The sequence below is a fragment of the Streptomyces sp. NP160 genome (assembly GCF_006335115.1).
GTDB lineage: Bacteria > Actinomycetota > Actinomycetes > Actinomycetales > Quadrisphaeraceae > Quadrisphaera.
Map to the genome: position 1 here is coordinate 55,686 of NZ_VDMJ01000016.1, position 24,968 is coordinate 80,653.

Genomic DNA, 24,968 nt, shown 5'->3' on the forward strand with positions numbered 1-24,968 from the left:
TCCCTCAGGACGCGGCGGGGGCCGCGGTCGGCGTGGCGGTCGAGGTGGGACGGCGGGCGCCCGTCAGCTCCAGGAAGTGCTGCTCCACCCGGCCCGCGTCGGCAGCGAGCCCGGTGAACAGCTCGAACGCGCCCACGGCCTGGTGCACGGCCATGCCGCCGCCGGGCAGCACCCGGCAGCCGCGGGCGCGGGCCGCGGCCACCAGCTCGGTCTCGAGGGGGAAGTAGACGACGTCGCAGACCCACAGGTCCTCGCGCAGCAGGTCCACCGGCACGGAGGCGCCGGGGTGGCCGTGCATCCCGAGCGGGGTGGCGTTGACCACCCCCGACGCCCCCGCGAGCGCACCGCGCAGGTCGGTGGTGGCGCTGACGCGGCCGGACCCGAAGCGGTCCGCGAGGCGCGCCGCGCAGGCGGCGGCGCGCTCGCGGTCGCTGTCGACGACGGCGACGTGCTCGGAGCCGCCGTGCAGCAGCGCGTACCCCACCGCCGAGCCGGCCCCTCCGGCGCCGACGAGCACCGCGCGGTCGTGCACCGCGTCCGGCAGGGCCGCGGAGAAGGCCCGGCCGTAGCCGGACCAGTCGGTGTTGTGGCCCAGCGCGCGACCGTCGCGGAAGACGACGGTGTTGACCGCACCCAGGTCCGCGGCGTCGGGGGAGACCTCGTCGAGCAGCGGCACCACGGCCTGCTTGAAGGGGTGGGTGACGTTGAGGCCGGCGTAGCCGAGGCGCCGCGCCCACAGCAGCAGCTGGGGCAGGTCGGCCGCGGTGACGCCGAGCTGCTCGGCGTCCAGGAGCCGGTAGTGCAGGTCGAGGCCGTTCCAGCGGCCCTCCCGCTCCTGCATCGCAGGGGTGAGGGAGGCGCCGATGCCCTGGCCGACCAGGCCCAGCTGGACCACCGGCCGTCCCGGAGAGGGCGGCTGCGGCCCGCTCACGCGGCGCTCGCGGTGGTGCGGGCGGTGGTGGGCGCCGGGGTGCGGGCCAGGCCGACCTGGGGGGTGGGCACCAGGTGCGTGGCCCGGGGGCCGGTGAGCACCGCGATGCTGGAGACGAGGCAGGCCGCGAGGGCGAACAGCGCCACCCGCCACCAGCCGCTGGCGTCGCCGCCGACGAGCGCCCCGGCGATGCTCGGGGTGAAGCCGGCCAGCGCGAACCCGAACTGGGTCCCCACGGCGGTGCCCGACAGGCGCACCGAGGTGGGGAAGTACTCGGCGTAGGTGGCGGGCCACACCGCGTTGGGCATCGAGTAGACGACGCCCGCCAGGGCGATGCCGAGCACGAAGACGAGCGGCACGGAGCCCTGGGAGATCGCCCACAGGAACGCCGCCGTGAGGACGCCGCTGCCGAGGGCTCCCGTGACGAAGACCTGCTTGCGCCCGACGCGGTCCGACAGCGCCGCCCAGAGCGGGATCGTCGCGATGGCCACGAGGTTGGAGACGATCGCCAGCCACAGCATGGTGTTGCGGTCGATGCCGATGCCGTAGTCCTCCGAGGTGGCGAAGTTCAGGGCGAACACCTGGAACGTCGTGTTGACCATGGCGATGAAGGCGGCGAAGAAGACGCGGAGCACGCCCGCGCGGTGGTCGCGGAAGAGCTCGGCGAGGGGGGTGCGCGCCGGGCGGGGCGCGGCGGCCCGGGCGGTGAACTCCGGCGTCTCGTGCAGGGAGCGGCGGATGAGGAAGCCGACCACCAGCAGGACGGCGCTGAGCCAGAACGGCACCCGCCAGCCCCAGCTGAGCAGCTGCTCCTCGGGCATCAGGGCCGCCACCGGCAGGAAGACGGCCGGGGCCAGCACCTGGCCCGCCTGGGTGCCGCTGAGGGTGAAGCTGGTGAAGAAGCCGCGCCGGCGGTCGGGGGCGTGCTCGAAGCTCATGGCGTTGGCGCCGGCCTGCTCGCCGGCCGCCGACAGGCCCTGGAGCAGGCGCAGCAGCACCAGCAGGGCCGGCGCCAGGAGGCCCACCTGGGAGTACGTGGGCAGGCACCCGATGAGGAAGGTCGAGAAGCCCATCAGCAGCAGCGTGCCGATGAGGACGGTCTTGCGGCCGAGCCGGTCTCCGACGTGCCCCATGAGGAAGGAGCCGAACGGGCGGGCCACGTAGGCCACGCCGAACGTGGCCAGCGAGGCGATCGTGGCCGCGTGCCCCTCGGGGAAGAAGATCTTCGGGAAGACGAGCGCGGCGGCCGTCCCGTAGATCGCGAGGTCGTAGTACTCCAGGGCGCTGCCGCTCCAGGCGGCCACGGCGGCCTTGCGCGGCGTGCGCTGGGTGCGCTCCGCCTCGGGGGTGGTGCTGCTGGTACCGGCCATCGTCGGCTCCTCCAGTGGGGGACGCCCGCGGGCGTCAGGCTCGTCGTCGAGGTGTGGTGACGCTAGGAGCCGCCTCCGGGCCGTGACAATCGTTTGTCGTTTTTTGCCACGCGGCGGCTAGCCTGCCGCCGTGGAGCGCCGTCGCCGTCCGACGATCACCGACGTCGCCGCCGAGGCGGGCGTGGCGGCCTCCACCGTGTCGCGCTCCTTCACCCACCCCGGCCGGGTCAACGAGCACACCCGCGCCCACGTCCTCGCGGTGGCCGCGCGGCTCGGGTACGCGCCCAGCCCCCTGGCGCAGGCGCTGGAGTCCGGGCGCACCAACACCGTGGCCCTGGTCGTCCCCGACATCGCCAACCCCCTCTTCGTGGGCTTCGTCAAGGGCGCCGAGCGCGCCCTGGCCAGCTCGCAGCGCACCCTCGTGCTGGCCGACGGCAGGGAGAGCGCGGCCGCCGAGGAGGCCGTGGTGCAGCGGCTGCACCGCGGCGTGGACGGCTTCGTCCTGGTGGCCTCCCGCCTGGGCGACGAGGCCCTGCGCCGCGCTGCCGCCCTCGCCCCCGTCGTCCTCGTGAACCGGGTGACCACGGGGCTGCCCAGTGTCGTCGCCGACTACGTCGGCGGGGCCGAGCAGATCGTCAGCCACCTCGCCTCGATGGGGCACCGCCGGCTCGTGGTGCTGGGCGGTCCCGCCGGGTCCTGGTCGGGGGCGCGCCGCTGGACGGGGCTGCAGGTCGCCGCTGGGCGCCACGACGTGGCGGTCGAGCGCCTGGGACCGTTCTCCCCGACCTTCGAGGCCGGTGCTGCAGCGGCGGACGCCGTGCTGGGCCTGCGGCCGGCCGCCGGTGGCGGTGGCCGCGCCACCGCCGTCGTCGCCCACAACGACCTGCTCGCGATGGGGGTCCTGGCGCGCCTGGCGGAGCGCGGTGCGACCGTGCCCGCCGACCTCAGCGTGGTCGGCTTCGACGACGTGTTCGGCGCTGCCCTGTGCTCCCCGCCCCTGACCACGCTCGCGGAGCGCTCGGAGCGGGCCGGTGAGCTCGCCGTCGACGCGCTGCTGGGCGGTGGCAGCGCCGTGGGCCCCGGGCGGCCCCCGCAGGTGGTGCCGACGCACCTCGTGGTGCGCCGCTCGACGGGCCCCGCGCCGTCGTCGTGAGGCGCGCGCTGCCGGTGCGCCCGTCCGGGCGCGTCCGCTGCGCACACCTCTTTACCAATCCATTACCATTGGTGGTACGAGACCGGCGCCCGCCGGTGTCGAGTCCTCGGGAGGACGCGCATGGAGAGCAACAACCCGGCGCTGCGCAACGCGCCGCAGTTCAAGCGCGGCGGCTACGCGGGCTTCGACGCCACCCCTCGCGGTGGTGCGAGCACCGCCTCGTACGGCCAGCCGACGCTGGAGGAGATGTACTCCGCACCCTCGGCGGGACCCGCCGAGACCGGGCGGATGACCTATGACGACGTCGTGATGCGCGCGGGCATGACGCTCGGCACCGTCGTCCTGCTCGGCGCCTTCAACTACTTCCTCTTCAGCCCGCTGCTGATGATCGTCGGCGTGCTCGGCGGTCTGGTGCTGGGCCTGGTCAACTCGTTCAAGCGCGAGCCCAGCCCCGTGCTGATCCTCCTCTACGCCGCGCTGCAGGGCCTGTTCATCGGTGGCCTCAGCCGCGTCATCGACATGCAGCTCGAAGCTCGCAACCTCGGTGCGGTGTCCATCCAGGCGGTCATCGCCACCGTCGCGGTGTTCGCCGTGATGCTCGTCCTGTACCGCAGCGGGGCCGTGCGGGCCACGCCGAAGTTCCGCCGGATCCTCATCGGCGCGGTGCTCGGCTACGCCGTCTTCTGCCTCGTCAACTTCGTGTTCGCGATGTTCGGCAACGGCCTGAACCTCTGGGCCGGTGCTCTGGGCCTCGCGGTCGGCGCCATCGGCGCGGTCCTCGCGTCGCTCTCGCTCGTGCTCGACTTCGACTTCATCGAGACGGGCGTCAAGAACGGCATCCCGCAGCGCTACGCCTGGACCGCCGCGTTCGGCCTCACGGTCACGCTGGTCTGGCTGTACATCGAGCTGCTGCGCATCCTGTCGATCATCCGCTCCATGGCGGGCGACTGACCGGCGGCCGGCTGGCTGACTGACAGCATGGTGCGGTGACCGGATCACCGCGCGAACGGGCCGAGCGCGAGCTCGGGCGGGTCCTGACCCGCCTGGCGGCGCTCGGCCCGACTCGTCTGTCCCGGCCCGCGGACGACACCGGGCCCTCCCCGGCGGACCGCGTGCGCCCGGTGCTGCAGGAGCTGGCCGACGCGGCCGCCACTGCCGAGGCGCGGGCGCCCGTCGTCGTCCCCGTCCTCGCCGACCGCGCCCTGGGCGACCAGCTGTCCGTCCTGGGGCGGGACCTGCTCGACGCCACTCGGACCGGCGACGACGCCGCGCTCCTCGAGCGCGCCGCCGACCGGCTGGAGGCCCTGCGCCGCGCCCTCTGACACCCCAGCGGGGTGGGAGGATGCTGGCGTGCAGTACGCCGAGAGCATCGTCGACCTGATCGGCGGCACCCCGCTGGTCAAGCTGAACCGCGTCACCGAGGGGATCGCCGCCACCGTGCTGGCGAAGGTCGAGTACCTCAACCCCGGCGGCTCCGTGAAGGACCGCATCGCCGAGCGCATGATCGAGGCCGCGGAGCGCTCCGGTGAGCTCAGGCCCGGTGGCACCATCGTCGAGCCGACCAGCGGCAACACCGGGGTCGGCCTGGCCCTGGTCGCCCAGCGCAAGGGCTACCGCTGCGTCTTCGTGTGCCCCGACAAGGTCGGCGTGGAGAAGCGCGACGTGCTGCGCGCCTACGGCGCCGAGGTGGTCGTCACCCCGACCGCCGTCGCCCCGGAGAGCCCGGAGAGCTACTACTCCGTCTCCGACCGCATCGCCCGCGAGACCCCCGGCGGCTGGAAGCCCAACCAGTACGCCAACCCCGAGGGCCCTGCCAGCCACTACGCGTCCACCGGCCCGGAGATCTGGAAGGACACCGACGGCCGCATCACGCACTTCGTGGCGGGTGTGGGCACCGGTGGCACCATCACCGGCACCGGCCGCTACCTCAAGGACGCCTCGCGCGACCGGCTCGCGGAGGACGGCTCCGCGCGCCCGGTGCACGTGGTCGGCGTCGACCCGGAGGGGTCGGTCTACTCCGGCGGCACCGGGCGCCCGTACCTCGTCGAGGGCGTCGGTGAGGACATCTGGCCCCCGGCCTACGACCCGTCCGTGCCCGACACGATCGTCGCCGTCAGCGACGCCGAGGCCTTCGCGATGACGCGGCGCCTCGCCCGCGAGGAGGGGCTGCTCGTGGGCGGCTCGTGCGGCATGGCCGTGGTGGGCGCGCTGCGCGTGGCGAAGGACCTCCCCGCCGACGCCGTCGTCGTCGTCCTCCTGCCCGACTCGGGGCGCGGCTACCTCGGCAAGATCTACAACGACGCCTGGATGCGCTCCTACGGCTTCGACGTCGACGCGCCCGGCACCGCCGCCGTCGGCGGGGCGACGGTCGGTGACGTGCTGCGCGGCAAGTCCGGGCGTCTGCCCGACCTCGTGCACACCCACCCCACCGAGACCGTGCACGACGCCATCGAGATCCTGCGCGAGTACCAGGTGTCGCAGATGCCCGTGGTCGGTGCGGAGCCGCCGGTGATGGCCGGTGAGGTGGCGGGCTCGGTGACCGAGGAGGGTCTGCTGGAGGCGGTGTTCTCCGGGGCGGCGTCGCTGTCCGACGCGGTGAGCAAGCACATGGCCGAGCCGCTGCCGCTGGTCGGGGCCGGGGAGCCCGTCGCCGACCTGCGCGAGAAGCTCCGCGGCGCCCGCGCGGTGCTCGTGGCGGTGGACGGCAAGCCCGCGGGCGTGGTGACCCGCGCCGACCTGCTCGCCTTCCTCGCCCAGCGCCGCTGACGCTCGTCGGCGTGCGCCGCTCAGCGGCGGCGCACGCCGAAGATGCTGCGGGTGATCTCCCGGCCCAGGCTGGAGGCCGCTGACCGCGCGAAGCTGCGGAAGGCCGAGGAGCCGAGCACCTGCTCGACCACGGAGCGCTCCTCCGGCTCGGTCCTGCGCCGCTCGGGGGCAGGGGCCCGGGTGGGCTGGGACGACGACGACGGCGCGCGGCCGTCGGAGCCGCGCGGCGGCGCAGCCGTCCTGCGCGTCAGGCGCTCGTAGGCGGAGTCCCTGTCGACGGGCGCGCCGTACTCCGCCTGCAGCGGTGAGGCGGCCACGATCCGCTGCTGCTCGGCCGGTGGCGCCGGCGCCATGAGCGACTGGGGCGCACGCAGGCGCGTCCACGCCACCGGCGTCGGCACGCCGCTCTCGGACAGCACCGTCACCACGGCCTCGCCGGTGCCGACGCTGGTCAGCAGGGTCTCGGTGTCGTACTGGTCGCTCTTCGGGTAGGTCGAGGCGGTGGCGCGCAGGGCCTTCGCATCGTCCGGGGTGAAGGCCCGCAGCGCGTGCTGCACCCGTGAGCCGAGCTGGGCCAGGACCTCCTTGGGCAGGTCCGTGGGGCTCTGCGTCACGAACACCACGCCGACGCCCTTGGAGCGCACCAGGCGGACCGTCTGGGCGACCTGCGCCACGAAGTCCCTGCTGGCGCCGGTGAAGAGCAGGTGCGCCTCGTCGAAGAAGAACACCAGCTTCGGCTTGTCGAGGTCGCCGACCTCGGGCAGCTCCTCGAAGAGCTCCGCGAGCAGCCACAGCAGGAACGTGGAGAACAGCGCCGGGCGGCCCTGGACGGCGGGCAGCTCCAGGCAGGAGACCACGCCGCGCTCCTCGCCCTGGACGGTGGTCGTGCGCAGGAGGTCGTGGACGTCGAGCTCGGGCTCGCCGAAGAAGGCGTCGGCGCCGCCGTCGGCGAAGGCGAGCAGCTCGCGCAGCAGCACCCCGGCGGTCTGCTTGCTCAGGCCGCCCAGGCCCTCCAGGTCGGCCCTGCCCTCGGGGGAGACGAGGTGGGTGATGACGGCGCGCAGGTCCGCCAGGTCGAGCAGCGGCAGTCCCGCCCTGTCGGCCCAGTGGAACACCAGCGCCAGCGAGGAGGACTGCACCTCGGACAGGTCCAGCACCCGCGCCAGCAGGGCCGGGCCGAAGCCCGTGATGGTGGCCCGCACGGGCACCCCGGTGCCGATCCCGCCAAGCGCGAGCAGCTCGGTGGGGCAGCCGGCCGGCACCCACTGCTGGCCGACGTCGGCGGCGCGCGACGTCACCCGGTCGGACGCGGCGCCGGGCAGGGCGATGCCCGACAGGTCTCCCTTGACGTCGGTGAGGAAGGTCGGCACGCCGTGGGCGCTGAGCTGCTCGGCGACCAGCTGCAGCGTCTTGGTCTTGCCGGTGCCGGTGGCGCCGGCCACGAGCCCGTGGCGGTTGAGCACGGACAGCGGCAGCTGGACGGGCGCCTCCGGGTGGGCGGCGCCGTCCACCACCAGAGCGCCGAGCTGCACGGCCGGCCCGGTGGTGGAGTACGCGTCGCGGACCGCGGTGACGAACGCCGCTGTGTCGGGGTGGCTGCTCACGGCGCGGACGCTAGTGCCGGGGCGCTCCTCAGACCAGGTGGCGGCGAGGGGCGGCGGGGGAGCGGCCTGCGCTGGCGCCGGTGGCCTCGACGAGCAGCTCCACCGCCCGCTCGAGGTCGGCGACGGGGGCGGTGAAGGGCAGCCGCAGCCTGTCGTCGAAGGCGTGCCCGGCGCCGAAGCGCGAGCCGGTGGCGAGCCGCAGGCCCAGCTCCTCGGCGGTGTCGACCAGCACGGACGACGACACCCCCGGCGGCAGGTGGCACCACAGCGACTGCCCGCCCGGCGGCACGGGCACCTCCCAGTCGGGGAGGTGGGTGCGCAGCGCCGCGACGAGGGCGTCGCGCTGGGCGCGCAGCTGGACCCGGCGGCGTGCGGCGATGCCGTCGTAGGAGTCGAGCAGCGCGCACGCGGCCAGCTGGTCGACCAGGGAGAAGGAGCCGTGGTCCCGCGACGCCGCGGCGGCGGCCCGGGCGATGACGTCGGGTTCGGCGCGCAGCCACCCGACCCGCACGCCCGCCCACACGGCCTTGCTGATCGAGCCGGCGCTCAGCACGGTGCCGGGGCGGCCGTGCGCGGCCAGCGGCGCGAGCGGCTCCTGGCCGTCCAGGGCGAGGTCGGCCAGCGCCTCGTCCGCGACCACGGCCACCTCCTGCTGCTGCATGGAGATGACCAGCGACCGGCGGTCGCCCTCGGACAGGGTGGCGCCGGTGGGGTTGGAGAAGTCGGGGACGACGTAGAGCGCGCGCGCCGAGGTCTGGCGCGCCGCTCGGTGCGCGGCGGTCACGAAGCCGCTGCCGGACGCGAGGTCTCGCGGCACCGGCACGAGGCGCGCCCGCAGCTCCCGGGCGACGTCGAGGGCGTTCGGCCAGACCGGGTGCTCCACCACGAGGCGGTCCCCGGCGCCCAGCACGGCGCGCAGGGCCGAGCTCACCGCGCCTCCGGCCCCGCAGGTGACGAGCACCTGCTCGGGGGTGGTCGGCAGTCCGCGCGCGGTGTACCGCTCGGCGATGCGGACGCGCAGGTCGTTCAGGCCCAGCGGCGTGTAGCCGTGGCCGCCGAGGTGGCGGGGGAGCTCGGTCAGCGCCTGGGCGTAGGCGTCGGCGACCTCCGGCGGACCGGGCGGGGCGGCGTAGGACAGGTCGAGCACGCCCTCGCGCGCACCGCCGGGCACCCACGCGGCGACGACGCCGCTGGTGGCGGGCAGCTGCGTCCACGTGCCCGAGCCCTGGCGGGCGTCGGCCCAGCCCGCCTCGCGCAGGCGGCCGTAGGCGGCGGAGACGGTGACGCGGCTGACGCCGAGGGCGGAGGCCAGCTCGCGCTCGGCGGGCAGCCGCACGCCGACGCCGAGGCGCCCGTCGCTCACCAGGCCCTGGATGCCGCTGGCCAGGCTGGCGTACATCGGCGGGTGCAGAGTGCCCGGGCCGATGAGCTCGGCGAGGCGGTCCGCGGACGTGGTGCCGGCGGTCGGGCCGACGGCGCTGAGCGATCCGGTGTTCATCGACACCAGGCCACCCTGCCACGATTGGCCTGGTTCCGGGAGCCTCCGGAGTGGTGCGACTCACTGCGAACAGAGTGGTCTGACACCGAACGGCCCAGTTCAGGCCACTGTTCCGCGATTGGCATGGTGCCTTCATGCCAATAGTGACTGATCATTGATGCATGACGGTCTTCGTGCTCCTCCTGGCCCTGTCCCTGCTCTCCCTCGGTGCGCTGTACGCCCTCGCCCGCGTCATCGACGGCGACGGCTACGGCGAGCGTCCCGCCCCGCGCAGCCACGACGGCTGGGGCGTCATGCTCCCCTCCGTCCCGCCGGCCGCGGTCAACCGCTGACCCTGCGCGGCGAGACCCCGGTCACCGGGGCCGCCGACCTCGACGCACGGCGAAGGCCCTGCACCCGCTGAGGTGCAGGGCCTTCGTCGCGTCCAGGGTCAGGCCGGGCGGTCGGCCACGAGGACGGCGTCCACCTGGACCCGGCGCTCGCCGTCGTCCCAGACCACCGGGCGCTCCACCTCCGCCGCCAGGCGCACCCGCAGCCCGGCCGCCCGCGCGCCCCGGCGCAGGGCGGCGGCGTCGTGGAGGAGCCGCGGGTCGCGCGGTCCGCCGACCCCGCGGGAGGCGTTGGCCAGGGCGTGCCCGACGACGACGACGCGACCGCCGGGCACCAGCCACTGCGCCGCGCGCTCCACCAGGCGGGGCAGGGCGACGAACGCGACCACCACCAGCGCCACCGGTGCCTCCGGCTGCCAGGTGCGGGCGTCAGCGGCCACCCACCGGCAGCGCTGCCCGACGCCCTGCTCGCGCGCCGCGCGGGCGGCGACCTCCAGCCCGCCGGGGGAGGAGTCGACGCCGACCACGTCCCAGCCCCGCTGCGCCAGCCAGCGCGCGTGGCGCCCGGTGCCGCAGGCCAGGTCGACCGCGCCTCCCGGTCTCGCTGCGGCGGCCAGCGGCAGGCACGCGGCGCGCACGGACGGGTCGACGTCGTCGTGGACCGGACGGTCGCGGTGCTTCGCGTCCCACCAGGCGACGTCGTGCCCGGGCTGGTCGGTCCGCTCAGCGCTCACGCGTGCACCCTGCCGCGCCGGCCCGGGGGGATCCACGCCACTCCCTGACCGGCACGGGGTGGCCCCGTGCCAGTAGGTCTGGCACAGGGCCACCCCGTGCTGGTGAGGCGGGAGCGGTCAGGCGCCGACGACGCCCACCGGGCAGGTCACGCCCGTGCCGCCCAGGCCGCAGTAGCCGTTCGGCACCTTGTGCAGGTACTGCTGGTGGTAGTCCTCGGCGAGGTAGTACTCACCGGCGTCGGCCGCCGAGCGCAGCTCCGTGGCGATCGGGCCGTACCCGGCCTCGCGCAGCTTCGGCTCGAAGGCGGCCTTCGTGCGCTCCACGGCCTCGCGCTGCTCCTCGGTGGTCCAGTAGACCGCCGAGCGGTAGCCGGTGCCGACGTCGTTGCCCTGGCGGTTGACCTGCGTCGGGTCGTGCGACTCCCAGAACACGCGCAGCAGCGCGTCCGCGGACGTCTGCGACGGGTCGTAGGCCACCATGACGGCCTCGGTGTGGCCGGTGCGGCCGGTCACCGTCTCCTCGTACCAGGGGTTGGGCGTGAAGCCGCCCATGTAGCCGACCGAGGTGGTCACCACGCCCGGCTGGCGCCAGAACGTGCGCTCCGCGCCCCAGAAGCAGCCCATCGCCACGTAGAGCACCTGCGTGCCCTCGGGCCACGGGCCCTCCAGCGGCGTGCCGAGCACGGCGTGGTGGGTCGGGACGGGGTAGGGGCGGACGTCGCGGCCGGGCAGCGCCTCCTCGCGGGTCACCATGCGGGACTTCAGCGAGCTGCCGAACAGGGCCATGGGCGGTTCCTCCAGGGGTTCAGGCGACGGCGCGGTCTGCTGGTGACAACGCCTCGTCGCGCGCGATCCATCCCGCTGCGCTGGTCCTCGGCCGTGGTCCTGCGCACGGGGGCCGTAGCCTTCCCGCTGTGAGCGAGCAGCAGGTCCCCGGCAGCCACGGCGTCCCCGGCAGCCCCGCGCCCTCGGACTGGTCCGGCGCCGGCTTCTCCACGCGCGCGATCCACGCCGGGTCCGAGCCCGACCCGCGCACCGGCGCGGTGATCCCGTCGATCAGCGTCTCCACCACCTACAAGCAGGACGGCGTCGGCGGCCTTCGCTCCGGCTACGAGTACTCCCGCTCCGCCAGCCCCACCCGCGACGCCCTGCAGGAGTGCCTGGCCTCCCTCGAGGGCGGCCGATCCGCGTACGCCTTCGCCTCCGGCCTGGCCGCCGAGGACACGCTGCTGCGCGCCGTGCTGACCCCGGGCGACCACGTCGTCGTCCCGGACGACGCCTACGGCGGCACCTACCGGCTCATCGCCCGCGTGCTGGGCCGCTGGGGCGTGGAGCACACCCCCGCGGACATCTCCGACGCCGACGCCGTGGCCGCCGCCGTGCAGCCCGGCCGCACCAAGCTCGTGTGGGCGGAGACGCCCACCAACCCGCTGCTCACCGTCGGCGACATCGGCGCGCTCGCGGCCGTCGCGCACGACGCCGGCGCGCTGCTCGCCGTCGACAACACCTTCGCCACCCCCTACCTGCAGCAGCCGCTGGCGCTGGGCGCCGACGTGGTGGTGCACTCCACCACCAAGTACTGCGGCGGCCACTCCGACGTCGTCGGCGGCGCGCTCGTCGTCGGCCAGGGCGACCACCTGGCGGAGGTGGCCGAGGCCGTCGGCTTCCACCAGAACGCCATGGGCGCCGTCGCCGGGCCGTTCGACGCGTGGCTGGTGCTGCGCGGCCTCAAGACCCTGGCGGTCCGGATGGAGCGCCACTGCGACTCCGCCGAGGCGGTCGCGACGTGGCTGTCCGAGCACCCCGGCGTCACCACCGTGCTCCACCCTGGCCTGGACGGGCACCCCGGCCACGACGTCGCGGCCAAGCAGATGCGCCGCGGCGGCGGCATGGTCAGCTTCCGCGTGGGCTCGCGCGAGAAGGCCCTGGAGGTCTGCGAGCGCGCGCAGGTCTTCACCCTCGCCGAGTCCCTCGGGGGCGTGGAGTCGCTCATCGAGCACCCGGCCGCCATGACGCACGCCTCGGTGGCGGGCTCCGCGCTGGAGGTCCCGGACGACCTGGTGCGCCTGTCCGTGGGGCTCGAGGACCTGGACGACCTGATCGGGGACCTCGACCGCGCACTCGGGTGACGCCCCCGCCACACTGGCGGGCGTGCCCCCCACCCAGAGCCGACTGACCCGCACGCCGCGCCCCGACCGCACGGCTGCCGACGCCGTGCCGTTCCCGGTGCGCGTCGCGGCGGCCTGGGCGTGGCGCGTGGTCGTCGTCGCGGTCGTCCTCTACGGCCTGGGCCAGGTGCTGGCCTACTTCTCCGAGCTCACCGTCTCGCTGTTCGTGGCGCTCCTCTTCGTGGCCCTGCTCGTGCCCTCGGTCGACTTCCTGGACCGCCACGGCTGGCCCCGGGTGGTGGCCACGCTCGTCTGCATGCTGCTGGGCATCGCCCTCATCGTCGGGCTGTTCACGCTGGTGGTCACGCAGATCGTCTACGGGTTCGACGACCTCGCCGACCAGGCGTCCGCGGGCATCACCCAGCTGCAGACCTGGCTGTCGAACGGCCCGCTGGGCCTGTCGAACAGCCAGATCAACGACTACATCACCCAGGCCCGCACGGCGCTGCAGGCCAACAGCGACTCGATCGTCAGCGGTGCGGTCGCCGTCGGCGGCACGGCGGCCACCCTGCTCACCGGCAGCTTCCTGGTGCTCTTCTTCACGATCTTCCTCACCTGGGACGGCCGCCGCGTCTGGTCGTGGCTCGTGCGCCTGCTGCCCGCTCCCGCCGAGGCCCCCTTCGACGCCGCGATGCACCGCGGCTGGGTCACCCTGACGTCCTACGTGCGAGCGACGATCATCGTGGCCGCGGTCGACGCCATCGGCATCGGCCTGGGCGCCTTCGTCCTCGGCATCCCGCTGGCCGTGCCGCTCGCAGTGCTCGTGTTCCTCGGCGCCTTCGTGCCGATCGTCGGCGCCGTGGTCACCGGCGCCGTGGCCGTGCTCGTCGGGCTGGTGGCGGTCGGCCCTGTCAAGGCGCTGATCATGCTCGCCGTGGTGCTGCTCGTGCAGCAGCTGGAGAGCCACGTGCTGCAGCCGTTCCTGCTCGGCAAGGCCGTCTCGGTGCACCCGCTCGCGGTGTTCATCGCCATCACCGCGGGGGCCACGCTGGCGGGCATCCCCGGCGTGCTGTTCGCCGTCCCGGTCATCGCGGTGGCCAACACGGTGGTCGTGCACCTGGTGCGCGGCGACGCGGCCCTGCCCCCTGGCCTCGTGAAGCACTTCAAGGACGACGGCGAGGACGACGACGAGCGCACGTCCGACGAGGAGCGGCGCGACGCTGACGAGGCCGCCGCCCGCCGGGCCCGCGAGGACGGCGAGCCCCCCGCGCCCGGCCGTCTGGACGAGCGCGCCCCGGCGGACGACCAGCGGTGACGCCCGGGGACGCGCCACCGGTGGGGCCCGAGGACGTGCTGGCGGCGCGCCCGGTGCTGGAGGGCGTCGTGCGGCGCACCCCGGTGGTGCGCAGCCGCGCGCTGTCCGACCTCGTCGGCGGCCCGGTGCACCTCAAGTGCGAGAACCTCCAGCGGGGCGGCTCCTTCAAGGTCCGCGGCGCGTACGTGCGCGCCGCGCGGCTCACCGACGCCGAGCGCCGGCGGGGTCTGGTGGCGGCCAGCGCCGGCAACCACGCGCAGGGCGTGGCCATCGCCGCCCGCGAGCTGGACGCCCCCGCCACCGTGTTCATGCCCGTCGGTGCGTCGCTGCCCAAGCTGGAGGCGACCGGCCGCTACGGCGCCCGCGTCGAGCTGGCGGGCACCACGGTCGACGAGGCCCTGGTGGCCGCTCGCGAGCACGTCGAGAAGACCGGCGCCGTGCTCGTGCACCCCTTCGACCACCCCGACGTCGTCGCCGGTCAGGGGACCGTGGGGCTGGAGCTGACCGAGCAGGTGGCGGGGCTGCGCACCGTCCTCGTCTGCCTGGGGGGAGGAGGGCTGCTGGCCGGCGTGGCCGCGGCCCTCTCGGGCGTGGCGCCGGGGGTCCGCGTGGTGGGCGTGCAGGCAGCCCAGGCGGCGGCGTGGCCGGGCTCGCTGGCGGCCGGGCGTCCCGTGCCGCTGGCGCGGATGTCCACCATGGCGGACGGCATCGCCGTCGCCCGTCCCGGTGACGTGCCCTTCGGCGTGGTCAGCGCCCTCCTCCCGCCGTCGGACGTGGTCACGGTCTCCGAGGAGGACGTCTCGCGCGCCCTGCTCCTCCTGCTGGAGCGCGCCAAGCTCGTCGTGGAGCCCGGGGGAGCGGTGGGTGTGGCGGCGCTCCTGGCCGACCCGACCGCCTACGAGCCGCCGGTGGGCGTGGTGGTCTCCGGGGGCAACGTCGACCCGCTGCTCCTCATGCGCGTCATCCGCCACGGCATGGCCGCCGCCGGGCGGTTCCTCACGCTGTCCGTGCGGCGCGTGCCCGACCGGCCCGGCGCGCTCGCGGGGCTGCTCTCGCTCGTGGCCGACGTCGGCGCCGACGTCATCGACGTCGGCCACGGGCGCACGTCCGAGCGCGCCGCCGTGGACGAGGTCGAGGTGGACCTGCGCCTGCAGACGCAGGGGCCCGCGCACGCCGAGGGCGTGGTCGCCGCGCTGCGCCGCGCCGGCTACGAGGTGCACGTCGGCTGAACGGGCGCGTCCGGGACGCCCTCTGTCGGTGGGCGGCTCTAGCGTGCCTGTCGTGATGGGGACACGGACGTGACGGGCGGCCAGGGGCTCGCGGTGCGGGCCAGGGGACTGGTGAAGACCTACGGGAGACCGGGCAGGGGCGGCGGGGTGACGCGCGCCCTCGACGGCGTCGACCTCGACGTGCCCGAGGGCACGGTGCTGGGCCTGCTCGGGCCCAACGGCGCCGGCAAGACCACCACGGTGCGGATCCTCACCACGCTCCTGGTCCCCGACGCCGGCGAGGCGCACGTGGCCGGGGTCGACGTGCTGCGCGACCCGCAGGAGGTGCGCCGGCGCATCGGGGTCTCCGGGCAGTACGCCGCGGTGGACGAGTACCTCACCGGCTTCGAGAACCTGCGGATGATCGGCAAGCTCTACCACCAGGGCTCGCGCCGGGCCGCGGAGCGGGCGCGCGAGCTGCTGGAGCTCTTCAGCCTCACCGACGCCGCCGACCGGCCGGTGAAGGGCTACTCCGGTGGCATGCGCCGCCGCCTCGACCTCGCCGGCGCCCTGGTGAACGACCCGCCGGTGCTCTTCCTCGACGAGCCCACCACCGGCCTGGACCCGCGCAGCCGTGCCGACATGTGGGAGCTCCTGCAGGGCATGGTGCGGGGCGGCACCACGGTGGTGCTGACCACTCAGTACCTCGAGGAGGCCGACCTCCTCGCCGACGACATCGTCGTCATCGACCACGGCCGCGCCATCGCCCGCGGCACCTCCGACCAGCTGAAGGCCCAGGTCGGCGGGGAGCGCATCGAGCTGGTGGTCGACGACCCGGCCCACCTCGACGAGGTCCGCTCCCTGCTCGCCGAGGCGGCCGTGGGCGAGGTCGAGGTCGAGAGCCACACCCGGCGCCTCACCGCGCCGGTCGAGGGCGGGGCCGCGGTGCTGGTGCGGGTGCTGGCGCAGCTGGAGGCGCGCGGCGTGCACCTGTCCGACGCCGGCACCCGCCGGCCCACCATGGACGACGTGTTCCTGACCCTCACCGGCAAGCGCACCGACGAGGCCGGCAGCACCGGCCAGGCGGACCAGCAGAAGGTGGAGGTGCGCTCGTGAGCGCGCTCGGGTCGGCCATCAGCGACGGGGCGAGCATCGCCCAGCGCAACCTCATCAAGGTCAGGCGGGTCCCCGACCTGCTGGTCGGCACGCTCATCTCGCCGATCATGTTCATCCTGCTGTTCGTCTTCGTCTTCGGCAGCGCCATCCCGGTGCCCGCGGGGACCAGCTACGCGGAGTTCCTCGTGCCGGGCATCTTCGCCCAGACGGTGATCTTCGGGGCCACCGTCACCGGGAGCGGGCTGGCCGACGACATGCAGAAGGGGATCATCGACAGGTTCCGGTCGCTGCCCATCGCCCCGTCGGCGGTGCTCGTCGGGCGCACCACCTCCGACGTCGTCACCAACGTGCTGGTGATCATCATCATGACGGCGACGGGCCTGGCGGTGGGCTGGCGCATCACGACGTCGCCGCTGCAGGCCCTGGCGGGGTTCGCGCTGCTGCTGCTCTTCGCCTACGCCTGCTCGTGGGTGATGGCGCTGGTGGGCCTGCTGGTGCGCAGCCCGGAGGTGTTCAACAACGTCAGCTTCATCGTGATCTTCCCGATCACCTTCATCGCCAACACGTTCGTGCCCACGCAGAACTTCCCGACCGTCCTGCGGGTCATCGCCGACTGGAACCCGGTCTCGGCGGTCACCCAGGCCAGCCGCGACCTCTTCGGCAACCCCTCGCTGGCCGGAGGGTCCGGTGCGTGGCCGCTGGAGAACGCGGCGCTCTACACGCTGATCTGGTCCGTGGTGCTGGTCGCGGTGTTCCTGCCGCTCGCCACCCGCCAGTTCAAGCGCTCCGCCGCCCGCTGAGGCAGCCGCGACGCGAGAGGCGCCCCACCCCGGCGGGGGTGGGGCGCCTCTGCGCGTCGCGGGCGTGCGTCAGCCGGCGTACGCCTCGACGTCGTCGACCACCACGGACAGCTCCTTGCCGTTCGGCGCGGTGTAGCTCGCCGAGTCGCCCTTCTTCTTGCCCAGCACCGCCGAGCCGATGGGCGACTTCTCGCTGTACACGTCGAGGTCGGTGGTGCCGACGGCCTCGCGGCTGCCCAGCAGGAAGCGCATCTTCATGCTGCCGTTGACGGTCGCGGAGACCACGGTCCCCGGAGCGACGACACCGTTGGCGGCGGCGGGGGCCTGGCCGACCTGCGCCTCGCGCAGCAGCTGCTCCAGCTGCCGGATGCGGGCCTCCATCTTCCCCTGCTCGTCCTTGGCGGCGTGGTAGCCGCCGTTCTCCTTGAGGTCGCCCTCCTGGCGGGCGGCGTCGATGCGCTGGGTGATCTCGGTCCGGCCCGGCCCGGTCAGGTGGGCGTGCTCGGCCTGGAGGCGGTCGTAGGCCTCCTGCGTCAGCCAGGTGGTGGCGGGCGTGGTGTCGGACACCGGTCCTCCTCGGTCGGTCTCAGGGCTGTGCTCCGCGACCAGGACGACGCTGGCCTGCACGAGGCGCGGAAACGGCGAGGCTACCAGCGCTGGGCGGACCGGCCCGCGCAGCGGGCCGCTGCCGCTCAGGCGGGGACGCAGTCGTCCACGACGCCGGTGACGGCCCGCTGCTGCGTCTTGACGGTGACCGTGTGCACGCTCGCGGCGCCGTCCTCGGGGCCGACCGGCACTTCCTGCAGCCCCACGACGGCGGCGGTGGAGCTCAGCGCCTGCACCCGGCACACGACCGCCACGTCGGCGGGCTTGGCCACGCTGAAGACGACGACGGTGGTGGCGTCGTCCACCACCCGGTAGCTCTGCTCGGACGCCTGCACGTGCGAGGACGCGCTGCCCAGGCCGGCCCAGACCGCCCACGCGGCCAGCGCCAGCCCCAGCACCACCGAGACCACCAGCCGGACCCGCCGGCGCAGCGGGCCGCGCGTCCCGTACCGGCCCGCGGGACGGGTCGGGGCGGAGTGCGGGGCGCTGCTCACGGGAGGGTGCTCCAGCTGGTCGTCGGGCGGCCGTCGGCCGCGCTCGCCCCCGTCGGGCGGTGCGCGATGATTGTCCCCCACCCGTGCACCCGGAGGTCACCTCCCGTGAGCAGTCCCCTGCCCCGCCCCACCGAGCCGCTGCGGCTCATGGCCGTCCACGCCCACCCCGACGACGAGTCGAGCAAGGGCGCGGCCACCTGCGCCCGCTACGTCAGCGAGGGCGTCGAGGTGCTGGTGGTCAGCTGCACCGGCGGCGAGCGCGGCTCGATCCTCAACCCCAAGCTCGCCGACGACCCGCGCGTCCTGCGCGACATCTCCCAGGTCCGCCGCGAGGAGATGGCCGCCGCGGCCGCCGCCCTGGGGGTGCAGCACGAGTGGCTGGGCTTCGTCGACTCCGGCCTGCCCGAGGGCGACCCGCTGCCGCCGCTGCCGGAGGGCTGCTTCGCCCTGGAGCCGGTGCACGTGGCCGCCGAGGCCCTGGTCCGCGTGGTCCGCCGCTTCAAGCCGCACGTCATGACGACGTACGACGAGAACGGCGGCTACCCCCACCCCGACCACATCATGTGCCACAAGGTCTCGGTGGCGGCCTTCGACGCCGCGGGCGACCCCGACGCCTACCCCGGCGAGGGCGAGCCGTGGACCCCGCTGAAGCTCTACTACAACACCATGTCGCGGGGTCGGATCCTCGCCATCCACGAGCACCTGCTGCGCGAGCGCGGCGAGTCCCCCTACACGGAGTGGATGAAGCGCTGGGAGGAGCGCGAGGAGCGCCCCGTCACCACCCGGGTGCCGGTGGCGGACTTCTTCGCCCAGCGCGACGAGGCCCTGCTCGCCCACGCCACCCAGATCGACCCCGACGGGTTCTGGTTCGCCGCCGGACGCGACCTCGAGGCCCGGCTGTGGCCCACGGAGGACTTCGAGCTGGCCCGCTCGCGCGTCCGCCTGCCCGCCCTCGCCGAGGGCGAGGTCGAGGACGACCTGTTCACCGGCGTCCGCGAGCACCTGGCAGCAGGCAGCGCCGCGTGAGCCCGCTGCTGGGCGCGCTGACGAGTGCGGGCGTGATCCTGGGCGGGCTGGGTCCCAACCCGGTGCCGGAGCCGACGGGCGGACCCCGAGAGCTCGACCCGAACACGGTGACCCCCGGCGTCCTGGGCTTCCTCGCCACGGCCGCCGTGGTGCTCGTCTCGATCTTCCTCATCGTCAACCTGGTGCACCGCATGCGCCGCCTCCGCCACCGCGCCGCGGCGGAGGAGGCCGCGGAGCTGGCCCGGCGTGAGCAGCTGCGCGAGCGGTCCCTCGACCGCGGCACCGCTGGCGACGACGGTCGCGGCGGCCCGGAGCTGCCCCCGGGGGCCGACGTGGTCCAGGGCGAGGTGCGGGGCGAACCCCGCGACCACGACCGCCACGAAGCGCACGAGCCGGACGAACCCGGCACCTCGGACTCCCCGCGCACCTAGAGTGACGACTCGCCGGGCTCCGCCCGGCAGGTCGGAGGACGCCGTCGGGCGCCGAGCACGGGGGTGGCGTGGACGCACGGGCATGGCGCATCGCCGGCGGTGCGGCGGTGGCGCTGCTCGTGCTCGTCGCGCTGGTCGCGTGGAGGGCCGACGCGCTCAGCGGCGGCTGGCTCCTCGCGCTGCGGCTGACCGGCCTGCTGGCCGTGGTGGGGCTGCTCGTCGCGGTGGTCCTGGCGAGCCTCGCCGCCCTGCGGCCCCCGACGCCGCCGCAGGTGCTCGTGCGGGTCCCGGTCTCCGGGGCGCCGCGCACCACCGCGGCGCCCGGGCGCGCGGCCCTCGTGCCCCTGGCCGCCCTGGTGCTGCTGGCCGTGGCCTCGGCCGCTCCCGTGCTGGTGGTCCTCGTGCTGGCCCGCGGGGACGGCGCCGCCGACCCCGCCGACGCCACGGCGACGGGTGCCGGTCCCACGGCGACCGCGACGTCCAGCGAACCGCTCTCGTCGTCGCCGTCGCCGTCGCCGTCGCCCTCGCCCTCGCCCTCGGCGTCGTCGGCCCCGGCACCGCCTCCCCCCTCGGGGGCGGCCTCCGAGGCGCCCGCTGGCACCTCGAGCGGGGTGCCGCCGGCCTCCCCGGCGCAGCTCCCGAGCGAGCAGGCCTCCGGCGTCGTCTGCGAGCTGGTGGTCGCTCCCGGTGACTCGCTGTGGGCGCTGGCGGCGTCCCAGCTGGGACCGGCGGCCGGTGACGCGGACGTCGACGCCCGCTGGCGCGCCCTGTATGCGCAGAACGCCGCTGCTGTGGGCCCTGACCCCGACCGCGTGCGGCCCGGTCTGGTGCTGCGCAGCTGCGCCTGACACGAGCGCCCGGGCGTCACCGCCAGCAGCAGATGCCCGGTTCGCCCGTGCCGCCGGCGCGCCTGGCCCACGATGGTGCCGTGACCGGCCGCACCCCCACCGCCCGCCGCACGAGAGCAGCGGCTGCGCTCGCCGGCGTCCTGCTGCTGGGCGGGCTGCTGGCGGGCTGCAGCGGGTCGGAGGAGCCGGAGGACGGGGGTGCCGCGTCCGGCGCGAGCGCCGCACCGCCGCCGTCGTCCTCGGCGGGACCGGCGGGACCGGCGGCGAGCGGGTCGCCCTCCGCCGCGGTCGTCACGTCGATGACGACCTTCCGGTCGCCCACCGGCAACATCTCGTGCTACCTCGCCCCGGTGCAGGGCGCCGACCCCTACGCGCGGTGCGACCTGGCCGAGCAGAGGTGGGACGTGCGGGAGCCGGAGGGCGGCTGCGACGACACGTGGGGCGGTGGCGGCGGCAGCTACGGCAGCGTGGGCGTCGGCGGCGGCGACGCCGAGCCGCTGTGCGTGGGCGACACCATCGCCGACCCGAGCGCCCCGACGCTGGCCTACGGCTCGTCGATCACCATGGAACCGCTGACGTGCACGAGCGTGAGCGACAAGGTCGGGATGACCTGCGAGAACTCCACGACCGGCCACGGGTTCACCGTCCGCAAGGAGAAGGTCGAGCTCTTCTGAGCGCGCCCGGGGCGCACGCTCCGTGAGCGGTCCGCGGCGGACCACCTAGGCTCGTGCGCGGCGGACAGGAGGCGGTCGTGGTCGCAGCGGACGACGGGGTGCGCAGCCGCGCGGCCCTGCGGGTTCGGCGCGCCCGGGAGTGGGTCGCCCCTCGCCTGCGGGGCCTGCGGGCCCCCCTGCGGGCTGCGCTCGAGCGGGGCTACGAGCGGCGGCTGGCCACCTCCGTGGACCCGGCCCGCGCGCCGCGCCACGTGGGCGTGATCCTCGACGGCAACCGGCGCTGGGCGAAGGCCTCTGGCTTCGAGACCCGCTCCGGCCACCAGGCCGGCGGCGACAAGGTGCTCGAGCTCACCGAGTGGTGCGAGCAGGTCGGCGTGGAGGTGGTCACGCTGTGGATGCTGTCCACCGACAACCTCACCCGGCCCCCGGCCGAGCTGGAGCCGCTGCTGGCGATCATCGAGGACACCGTCGACAGGCTCGCCCGCGACGGCCGCTGGCGCGTCCACCCCGTCGGCGCGCTGGACCTGCTGCCGCCCAGCACCCGCTGCGCCGTGGAGGAGGCCGCCAAGGCCACCGCGAGCCACACCGGGCTGCACGTCAACGTGGCCGTCGGCTACGGCGGCCGGCGGGAGATCGCCGACGCCGTGCGCTCCCTGCTGTCCGAGCACGCGGCCCGCGGCACCACCCTGGAGGAGCTGGTGGAGGTGCTCGACGTCGAGCACATCGCCGAGCACCTCTACACGGCTGGCCAGCCCGACCCGGACCTGGTCATCCGCACCTCGGGGGAGCAGCGGCTGTCGGGCTTCCTGCTGTGGCAGAGCGCGCACAGCGAGTACTACTTCTGCGAGGCCTACTGGCCCGACTTCCGCCGGGTCGACTTCCTGCGGGCGCTGCGCTCCTACGAGCAGCGCGAGCGCCGCTACGGCAGCTGAGCCGCGCACCCGAGGCGGTGACCCACCGTCACCCGTGCGGGCGTTCCTGGCGTTCCTCCCGCGCGCTGTCGGTCATCGGGGCTAGCGTCGGTCTCGTGAGCGACGCTTCGGCCGTCCAGCAGTCCGTCTCCTCGCCGGTGCCCCCGACGGCGCCGACCGTGCGGACCTTCGTGCTCGACACCTCCGTGCTCCTGGCCGATCCGAAGGCGCTGCTGCGCTTCGCCGAGCACCAGGTGGTGCTGCCGGTGGTGGTCATCACCGAGCTCGAGGGCAAGCGCCACCACAGCGAGCTGGGCTACTTCGCCCGTGCGGCCCTGCGCCTCCTGGACGACCTGCGCGTGGAGCACGGCCGCCTCGACGCGCCGGTGCCGGTCGGGGAGGACGGCGGCACGCTGGTGGTGGAGCTCAACCACACCGACCCCGCGGGCCTGCCCGACGGCTTCCGGCTGGGTGACGCCGACACCCGCATCCTCTCGGTGGCCGCCAACCTCGCCGCTGAGGGCCACCGCGTCACCGTGGTCAGCAAGGACCTCCCCATGCGCGTCAAGGCCTCCGCGGTGGGCCTGGACGCCGAGGAGTACGTGGCCTCCGGGCCCGTCGACACCGGCTGGACCGGCGTGGTGGAGGTGGACGCCAGCACCGAGCAGGTGCAGGAGCTCTACGACGGCGGCGCGCTCGACCTCGAGCCCGCCCGCGACCTGCCCTGCCACACCGGCCTGGTGCTCCTGTCCCCGCGCGGTTCGGCGCTGGGCCGTGTGGGCGCGGACAAGCAGGTGCACCTGGTCAAGGGGGACCGCGAGGTCTTCGGGGTGCACGGCCGCAGCGCCGAGCAGCGGATCGCCATCGACCTCCTGCTCGACCCCTCCGTGGGCATCGTCTCCCTCGGCGGGCGCGCCGGCACCGGCAAGTCGGCGCTGGCGCTGTGCGCCGGTCTGGAGGCGGTCATGGAGCGCCGCCAGCACCGCAAGGTCATGGTCTTCCGGCCCCTGTACGCCGTCGGCGGGCAGGAGCTCGGCTACCTGCCGGGCTCGGAGGCCGAGAAGATGAACCCCTGGGCGCAGGCCGTCTTCGACACCCTCGGGGCGCTGGTGAGCCCCGCCGTGGTGGAGGAGGTCATGGCGCGCGGGCTGCTCGAGGTCCTCCCGCTGACGCACATCCGCGGCCGCAGCCTCCACGACGCCTTCGTGGTGGTCGACGAGGCCCAGTCCCTCGAGCGCAACGTGCTGCTGACGGTGCTCTCGCGCATCGGGCAGAACTCGCGGGTGGTGCTCACGCACGACGTCGCCCAGCGCGACAACCTGCGCGTGGGCCGCCACGACGGCGTCGCCGCCGTCATCGAGGCGCTCAAGGGCCACCCGCTGTTCGGGCACGTCACGCTGACCCGCTCGGAGCGGTCTCCGGTGGCGGCCCTGGTCACCGAGATGATGGACGTCCTCGAGGTGTGACGCACCGCTCACGTCCCCGTCACGTGTCGGGGTGACCAGGTCACCCTCTGTGGAGACAGAGGTCACCCGGACGGACGAGGGTGGTTGAACCTGGACAGACCGGGCAGCCGGATGGCACTGTCGGTCCACGACAGCGCTCCGGGTCACCCGGGGAGCCCACCTGCCACGGTGCAGGTGCCGGCGCCCTGACCCTGCGTCCTCGCACCAGGCCCGCCCTTCCCCCGGGTCCCAGCGGACCACCCGGGGCACTCCTGCGCGCCGCGTGCGAGGTGCGCCGCCCGGAAGGTCCTGAGTGCTCCGTCCCCGTCGTCGTCGTGCCCACCCAGCCGAGGGGGCGCGCGGTCCGGTATTCGTGCCGCTGCGCGCCGCCGCGGGGGTGGTCGCAGCTGGCGCCGTGGTGCTCACCGCCACCGGTGGCACCCTCGTGGGCCCCGCCAAGCAGGAGGCCGCGACCTCCGCGCAGGAGGACCTGACGGCGCAGCGGGTGGCCCAGGTGTGGCGCTCGGCCGGGTCGTCGGGCGCCGCCGGGGCGGAGCAGCAGGCGGCGGCCGCCCCGCCCGAGGCCGCCGCCCTCCAGGCGGAGCTGGTCAGCGAGCGGGGGAGCGCCGCGAGCCGCAGCGAGGACCGCCTCAGCGCCGACCAGCCCTCGGCGCCCCCCGGTCAGCCGGCGGACCAGCCGGGTGACCAGCCGGGTGACCAGCCGGCTGGGGCGCCCGCCGACCCGGCAGACCCCGTGGCCCGTGCCCAGCAGCAGGTGCAGGAGCTGCTGTCCCAGGCCGACGCTGACGCCGCTGACGCCTCCCTCGCCGCCGCCGCGTCCCAGCGCTCCGCGGCGCAGGCCCGGGACGCCGTGGCCGCCGCCCAGGCGCAGCGCGCCGCCGAGCGGGCCGCAGCGGAGCTCGCGGCCGCCCAGGCGGATCCGCGCTCCGTCGCCCGGCCGCTCGCGGCCGAGCGCGGGTGGGGGGCCGAGCAGTTCTCCTGCCTGGACCGGCTGTGGACCAAGGAGTCGGGCTGGAAGTGGTCCGCCGACAACCCCACCTCCAGCGCCTACGGCATCCCCCAGGCGCTGCCCGGGGCCAAGATGGCCTCCCACGGCGAGGGCTGGGAGTCCGACCCGCGCGTGCAGATCGCCTGGGGCCTCGACTACATCGCCAGCTCCTACGGCGCCCCCTGCCGGGCGTGGGCCCACAGCCAGGCCGTCAACTGGTACTGAGCCGTCGACGAGCCGCCGACGAGCCGCCGACGAGCCGCCGACGAGCCGCTGACCAGCGTGCTGGCGCGCGGCGGTGCTCACCGCCGCGCGTGGTCGCCGCCCGGCGGGGTGCCGCTGCCGTAGGTTGCAGCGGTGAGCGACGCCCGCACGACCGCCCCCTGCGCGCGCTGCGGGCACCAGCGCGAGGCCCACGAGCACTACCGGCGCGGCGCAGACTGCGGCCTGTGCGGCTGCGAGGCGTTCGTCGACCGCCGCGCCACCGGCTACGCGCGCGAGTCCGGCAAGGTCGCCCGGCTGGTGGACGGGCTCGTGCGCCTCTTGCGCCGATCGGGTCGATGATGCGCTGAGCGGGCTCCCGTCCCCGGCG

Annotated in this window: 26 protein-coding genes; 18 read left to right on the plus strand and 8 right to left on the minus strand. The window is 75.1% G+C overall.

Annotated elements, in window-relative coordinates; translation table 11 throughout:
* Positions 1–4: 4 nt before the first annotated feature.
* The gene (locus tag FHN55_RS10395) at positions 5–931 is read right to left on the minus strand and encodes a shikimate dehydrogenase (RefSeq protein ID WP_180357752.1); all 927 of its coding nucleotides are present in this window, start codon (positions 929–931) and stop codon (positions 5–7) included.
* Complete coding sequence (locus tag FHN55_RS10400) at positions 928–2,301, minus strand: MFS transporter (RefSeq protein ID WP_139712248.1); 1,374 nt, start codon at positions 2,299–2,301, stop codon at positions 928–930. Before FHN55_RS10400 ends, FHN55_RS10395 begins: the two co-directional genes overlap by 4 nt.
* A 130-nt stretch (positions 2,302–2,431) precedes the next feature.
* On the opposite strand from FHN55_RS10400, the gene FHN55_RS10405 reads away from it, so the two are divergent.
* The 4 genes from FHN55_RS10405 (at position 2,432) to FHN55_RS10420 (ending at position 6,220) form a co-directional block, all read left to right on the plus strand.
* Positions 2,432–3,454 (plus strand): LacI family DNA-binding transcriptional regulator, encoded by a 1,023-nt coding sequence (locus FHN55_RS10405; RefSeq protein WP_139712249.1) that lies wholly within the window; start codon positions 2,432–2,434, stop codon positions 3,452–3,454.
* A gap of 120 nt (positions 3,455–3,574) precedes the next feature.
* Positions 3,575–4,405 carry a Bax inhibitor-1/YccA family protein gene (locus FHN55_RS10410; RefSeq protein WP_139712250.1) on the plus strand — a complete coding sequence of 277 codons (831 nt, stop codon included), beginning with the start codon at positions 3,575–3,577 and terminating at the stop codon, positions 4,403–4,405.
* Positions 4,406–4,440: 35 nt separating this feature from the next.
* Entirely contained in the window at positions 4,441–4,776 is a 336-nt protein-coding gene (locus FHN55_RS10415) for a hypothetical protein (RefSeq protein ID WP_139712251.1), read from the plus strand.
* A gap of 28 nt (positions 4,777–4,804) precedes the next feature.
* The gene (locus FHN55_RS10420) at positions 4,805–6,220 is read left to right on the plus strand and encodes a cystathionine beta-synthase (RefSeq protein ID WP_139712252.1); all 1,416 of its coding nucleotides are present in this window, start codon (positions 4,805–4,807) and stop codon (positions 6,218–6,220) included.
* A gap of 20 nt (positions 6,221–6,240) precedes the next feature.
* Here the strand turns inward: FHN55_RS10420 and FHN55_RS10425 are convergent, their stop codons facing one another.
* Positions 6,241–7,824 carry a helicase HerA-like domain-containing protein gene (locus FHN55_RS10425; protein ID WP_139712253.1) on the minus strand — a complete coding sequence of 528 codons (1,584 nt, stop codon included), beginning with the start codon at positions 7,822–7,824 and terminating at the stop codon, positions 6,241–6,243.
* Positions 7,825–7,852: 28 nt separating this feature from the next.
* Entirely contained in the window at positions 7,853–9,322 is a 1,470-nt protein-coding gene (locus tag FHN55_RS10430) for a PLP-dependent aminotransferase family protein (RefSeq protein ID WP_257570861.1), read from the minus strand.
* Positions 9,323–9,483: 161 nt separating this feature from the next.
* On the opposite strand from FHN55_RS10430, the gene FHN55_RS22635 reads away from it, so the two are divergent.
* Complete coding sequence (locus FHN55_RS22635) at positions 9,484–9,654, plus strand: hypothetical protein (RefSeq protein WP_180357753.1); 171 nt, start codon at positions 9,484–9,486, stop codon at positions 9,652–9,654.
* A gap of 98 nt (positions 9,655–9,752) precedes the next feature.
* Here FHN55_RS22635 and FHN55_RS10435 read toward each other — a convergent pair whose 3' ends face one another.
* Together FHN55_RS10435 and msrA are read right to left on the minus strand one after the other, a co-directional pair.
* The gene (locus FHN55_RS10435) at positions 9,753–10,385 is read right to left on the minus strand and encodes a class I SAM-dependent methyltransferase (RefSeq protein WP_180357754.1); all 633 of its coding nucleotides are present in this window, start codon (positions 10,383–10,385) and stop codon (positions 9,753–9,755) included.
* Positions 10,386–10,502: 117 nt separating this feature from the next.
* Positions 10,503–11,171, minus strand: coding sequence for a peptide-methionine (S)-S-oxide reductase MsrA (msrA, locus tag FHN55_RS10440; RefSeq protein ID WP_218974542.1), 669 nt, complete (start codon positions 11,169–11,171; stop codon positions 10,503–10,505).
* A 128-nt stretch (positions 11,172–11,299) separates the two neighbouring features.
* Between msrA and FHN55_RS10445 the strand changes: the two genes are divergently transcribed.
* The 5 genes from FHN55_RS10445 to FHN55_RS10465 all read left to right on the plus strand — a co-directional run bounded on the left by FHN55_RS10445 (position 11,300) and on the right by FHN55_RS10465 (position 16,932).
* Positions 11,300–12,514: a cystathionine gamma-synthase gene (locus tag FHN55_RS10445; protein WP_139712256.1), complete on the plus strand. Its 1,215-nt coding sequence runs from the start codon at positions 11,300–11,302 to the stop codon at positions 12,512–12,514.
* A 22-nt stretch (positions 12,515–12,536) separates the two neighbouring features.
* On the plus strand, positions 12,537–13,808 hold the full coding sequence (locus FHN55_RS10450; RefSeq protein WP_180357755.1) for an AI-2E family transporter: 1,272 nt from the start codon (positions 12,537–12,539) through the stop codon (positions 13,806–13,808).
* Positions 13,805–15,037, plus strand: coding sequence for a threonine ammonia-lyase (gene ilvA / locus FHN55_RS10455; RefSeq protein WP_139712258.1), 1,233 nt, complete (start codon positions 13,805–13,807; stop codon positions 15,035–15,037). Before FHN55_RS10450 ends, ilvA begins: the two co-directional genes overlap by 4 nt.
* 147 nt (positions 15,038–15,184) lie before the next feature.
* Positions 15,185–16,132, plus strand: coding sequence for an ATP-binding cassette domain-containing protein (locus FHN55_RS10460; RefSeq protein ID WP_257570858.1), 948 nt, complete (start codon positions 15,185–15,187; stop codon positions 16,130–16,132).
* Positions 16,129–16,932, plus strand: coding sequence for an ABC transporter permease (locus FHN55_RS10465; protein ID WP_139712259.1), 804 nt, complete (start codon positions 16,129–16,131; stop codon positions 16,930–16,932). The genes FHN55_RS10460 and FHN55_RS10465 overlap by 4 nt, the downstream gene beginning before the upstream one ends.
* Positions 16,933–17,001: 69 nt before the next feature.
* On the opposite strand, the gene greA is transcribed toward FHN55_RS10465, so the two are convergent.
* Both greA and FHN55_RS10475 read right to left on the minus strand, forming a co-directional pair.
* Positions 17,002–17,499, minus strand: coding sequence for a transcription elongation factor GreA (greA, locus tag FHN55_RS10470; protein WP_139712260.1), 498 nt, complete (start codon positions 17,497–17,499; stop codon positions 17,002–17,004).
* Between the two features lie 125 nt (positions 17,500–17,624).
* Positions 17,625–18,032, minus strand: a complete 408-nt coding sequence (locus tag FHN55_RS10475; RefSeq protein ID WP_218974543.1) for a DUF4307 domain-containing protein — start codon at positions 18,030–18,032, stop codon at positions 17,625–17,627.
* Positions 18,033–18,179: 147 nt separating this feature from the next.
* Between FHN55_RS10475 and mca the strand changes: the two genes are divergently transcribed.
* From mca to FHN55_RS22645, 8 genes are all read left to right on the plus strand, one after another.
* A complete protein-coding gene (gene mca, locus FHN55_RS10480) occupies positions 18,180–19,058 on the plus strand; it encodes a mycothiol conjugate amidase Mca (RefSeq protein WP_139712287.1) in 879 nt (292 codons plus the stop codon).
* A complete protein-coding gene (locus FHN55_RS10485; RefSeq protein ID WP_139712262.1) occupies positions 19,055–19,489 on the plus strand; it encodes a hypothetical protein in 435 nt (144 codons plus the stop codon). The genes mca and FHN55_RS10485 overlap by 4 nt, the downstream gene beginning before the upstream one ends.
* Before the next feature lie 68 nt (positions 19,490–19,557).
* Entirely contained in the window at positions 19,558–20,337 is a 780-nt protein-coding gene (locus tag FHN55_RS22640; RefSeq protein ID WP_180357757.1) for a hypothetical protein, read from the plus strand.
* Positions 20,338–20,417: 80 nt separating this feature from the next.
* The gene (locus tag FHN55_RS10495; RefSeq protein ID WP_139712263.1) at positions 20,418–21,011 is read left to right on the plus strand and encodes a DUF6636 domain-containing protein; all 594 of its coding nucleotides are present in this window, start codon (positions 20,418–20,420) and stop codon (positions 21,009–21,011) included.
* A gap of 176 nt (positions 21,012–21,187) precedes the next feature.
* Positions 21,188–21,943 carry an isoprenyl transferase gene (locus FHN55_RS10500; protein ID WP_139712288.1) on the plus strand — a complete coding sequence of 252 codons (756 nt, stop codon included), beginning with the start codon at positions 21,188–21,190 and terminating at the stop codon, positions 21,941–21,943.
* A 137-nt stretch (positions 21,944–22,080) separates the two neighbouring features.
* Positions 22,081–23,388 (plus strand): PhoH family protein, encoded by a 1,308-nt coding sequence (locus FHN55_RS10505; protein ID WP_218974548.1) that lies wholly within the window; start codon positions 22,081–22,083, stop codon positions 23,386–23,388.
* A gap of 352 nt (positions 23,389–23,740) precedes the next feature.
* A complete protein-coding gene (locus FHN55_RS10510) occupies positions 23,741–24,601 on the plus strand; it encodes a phospholipase (protein ID WP_139712265.1) in 861 nt (286 codons plus the stop codon).
* A 132-nt stretch (positions 24,602–24,733) separates the two neighbouring features.
* Positions 24,734–24,940, plus strand: coding sequence for a hypothetical protein (locus tag FHN55_RS22645; RefSeq protein WP_180357759.1), 207 nt, complete (start codon positions 24,734–24,736; stop codon positions 24,938–24,940).
* Positions 24,941–24,968: the final 28 nt, after the last annotated feature.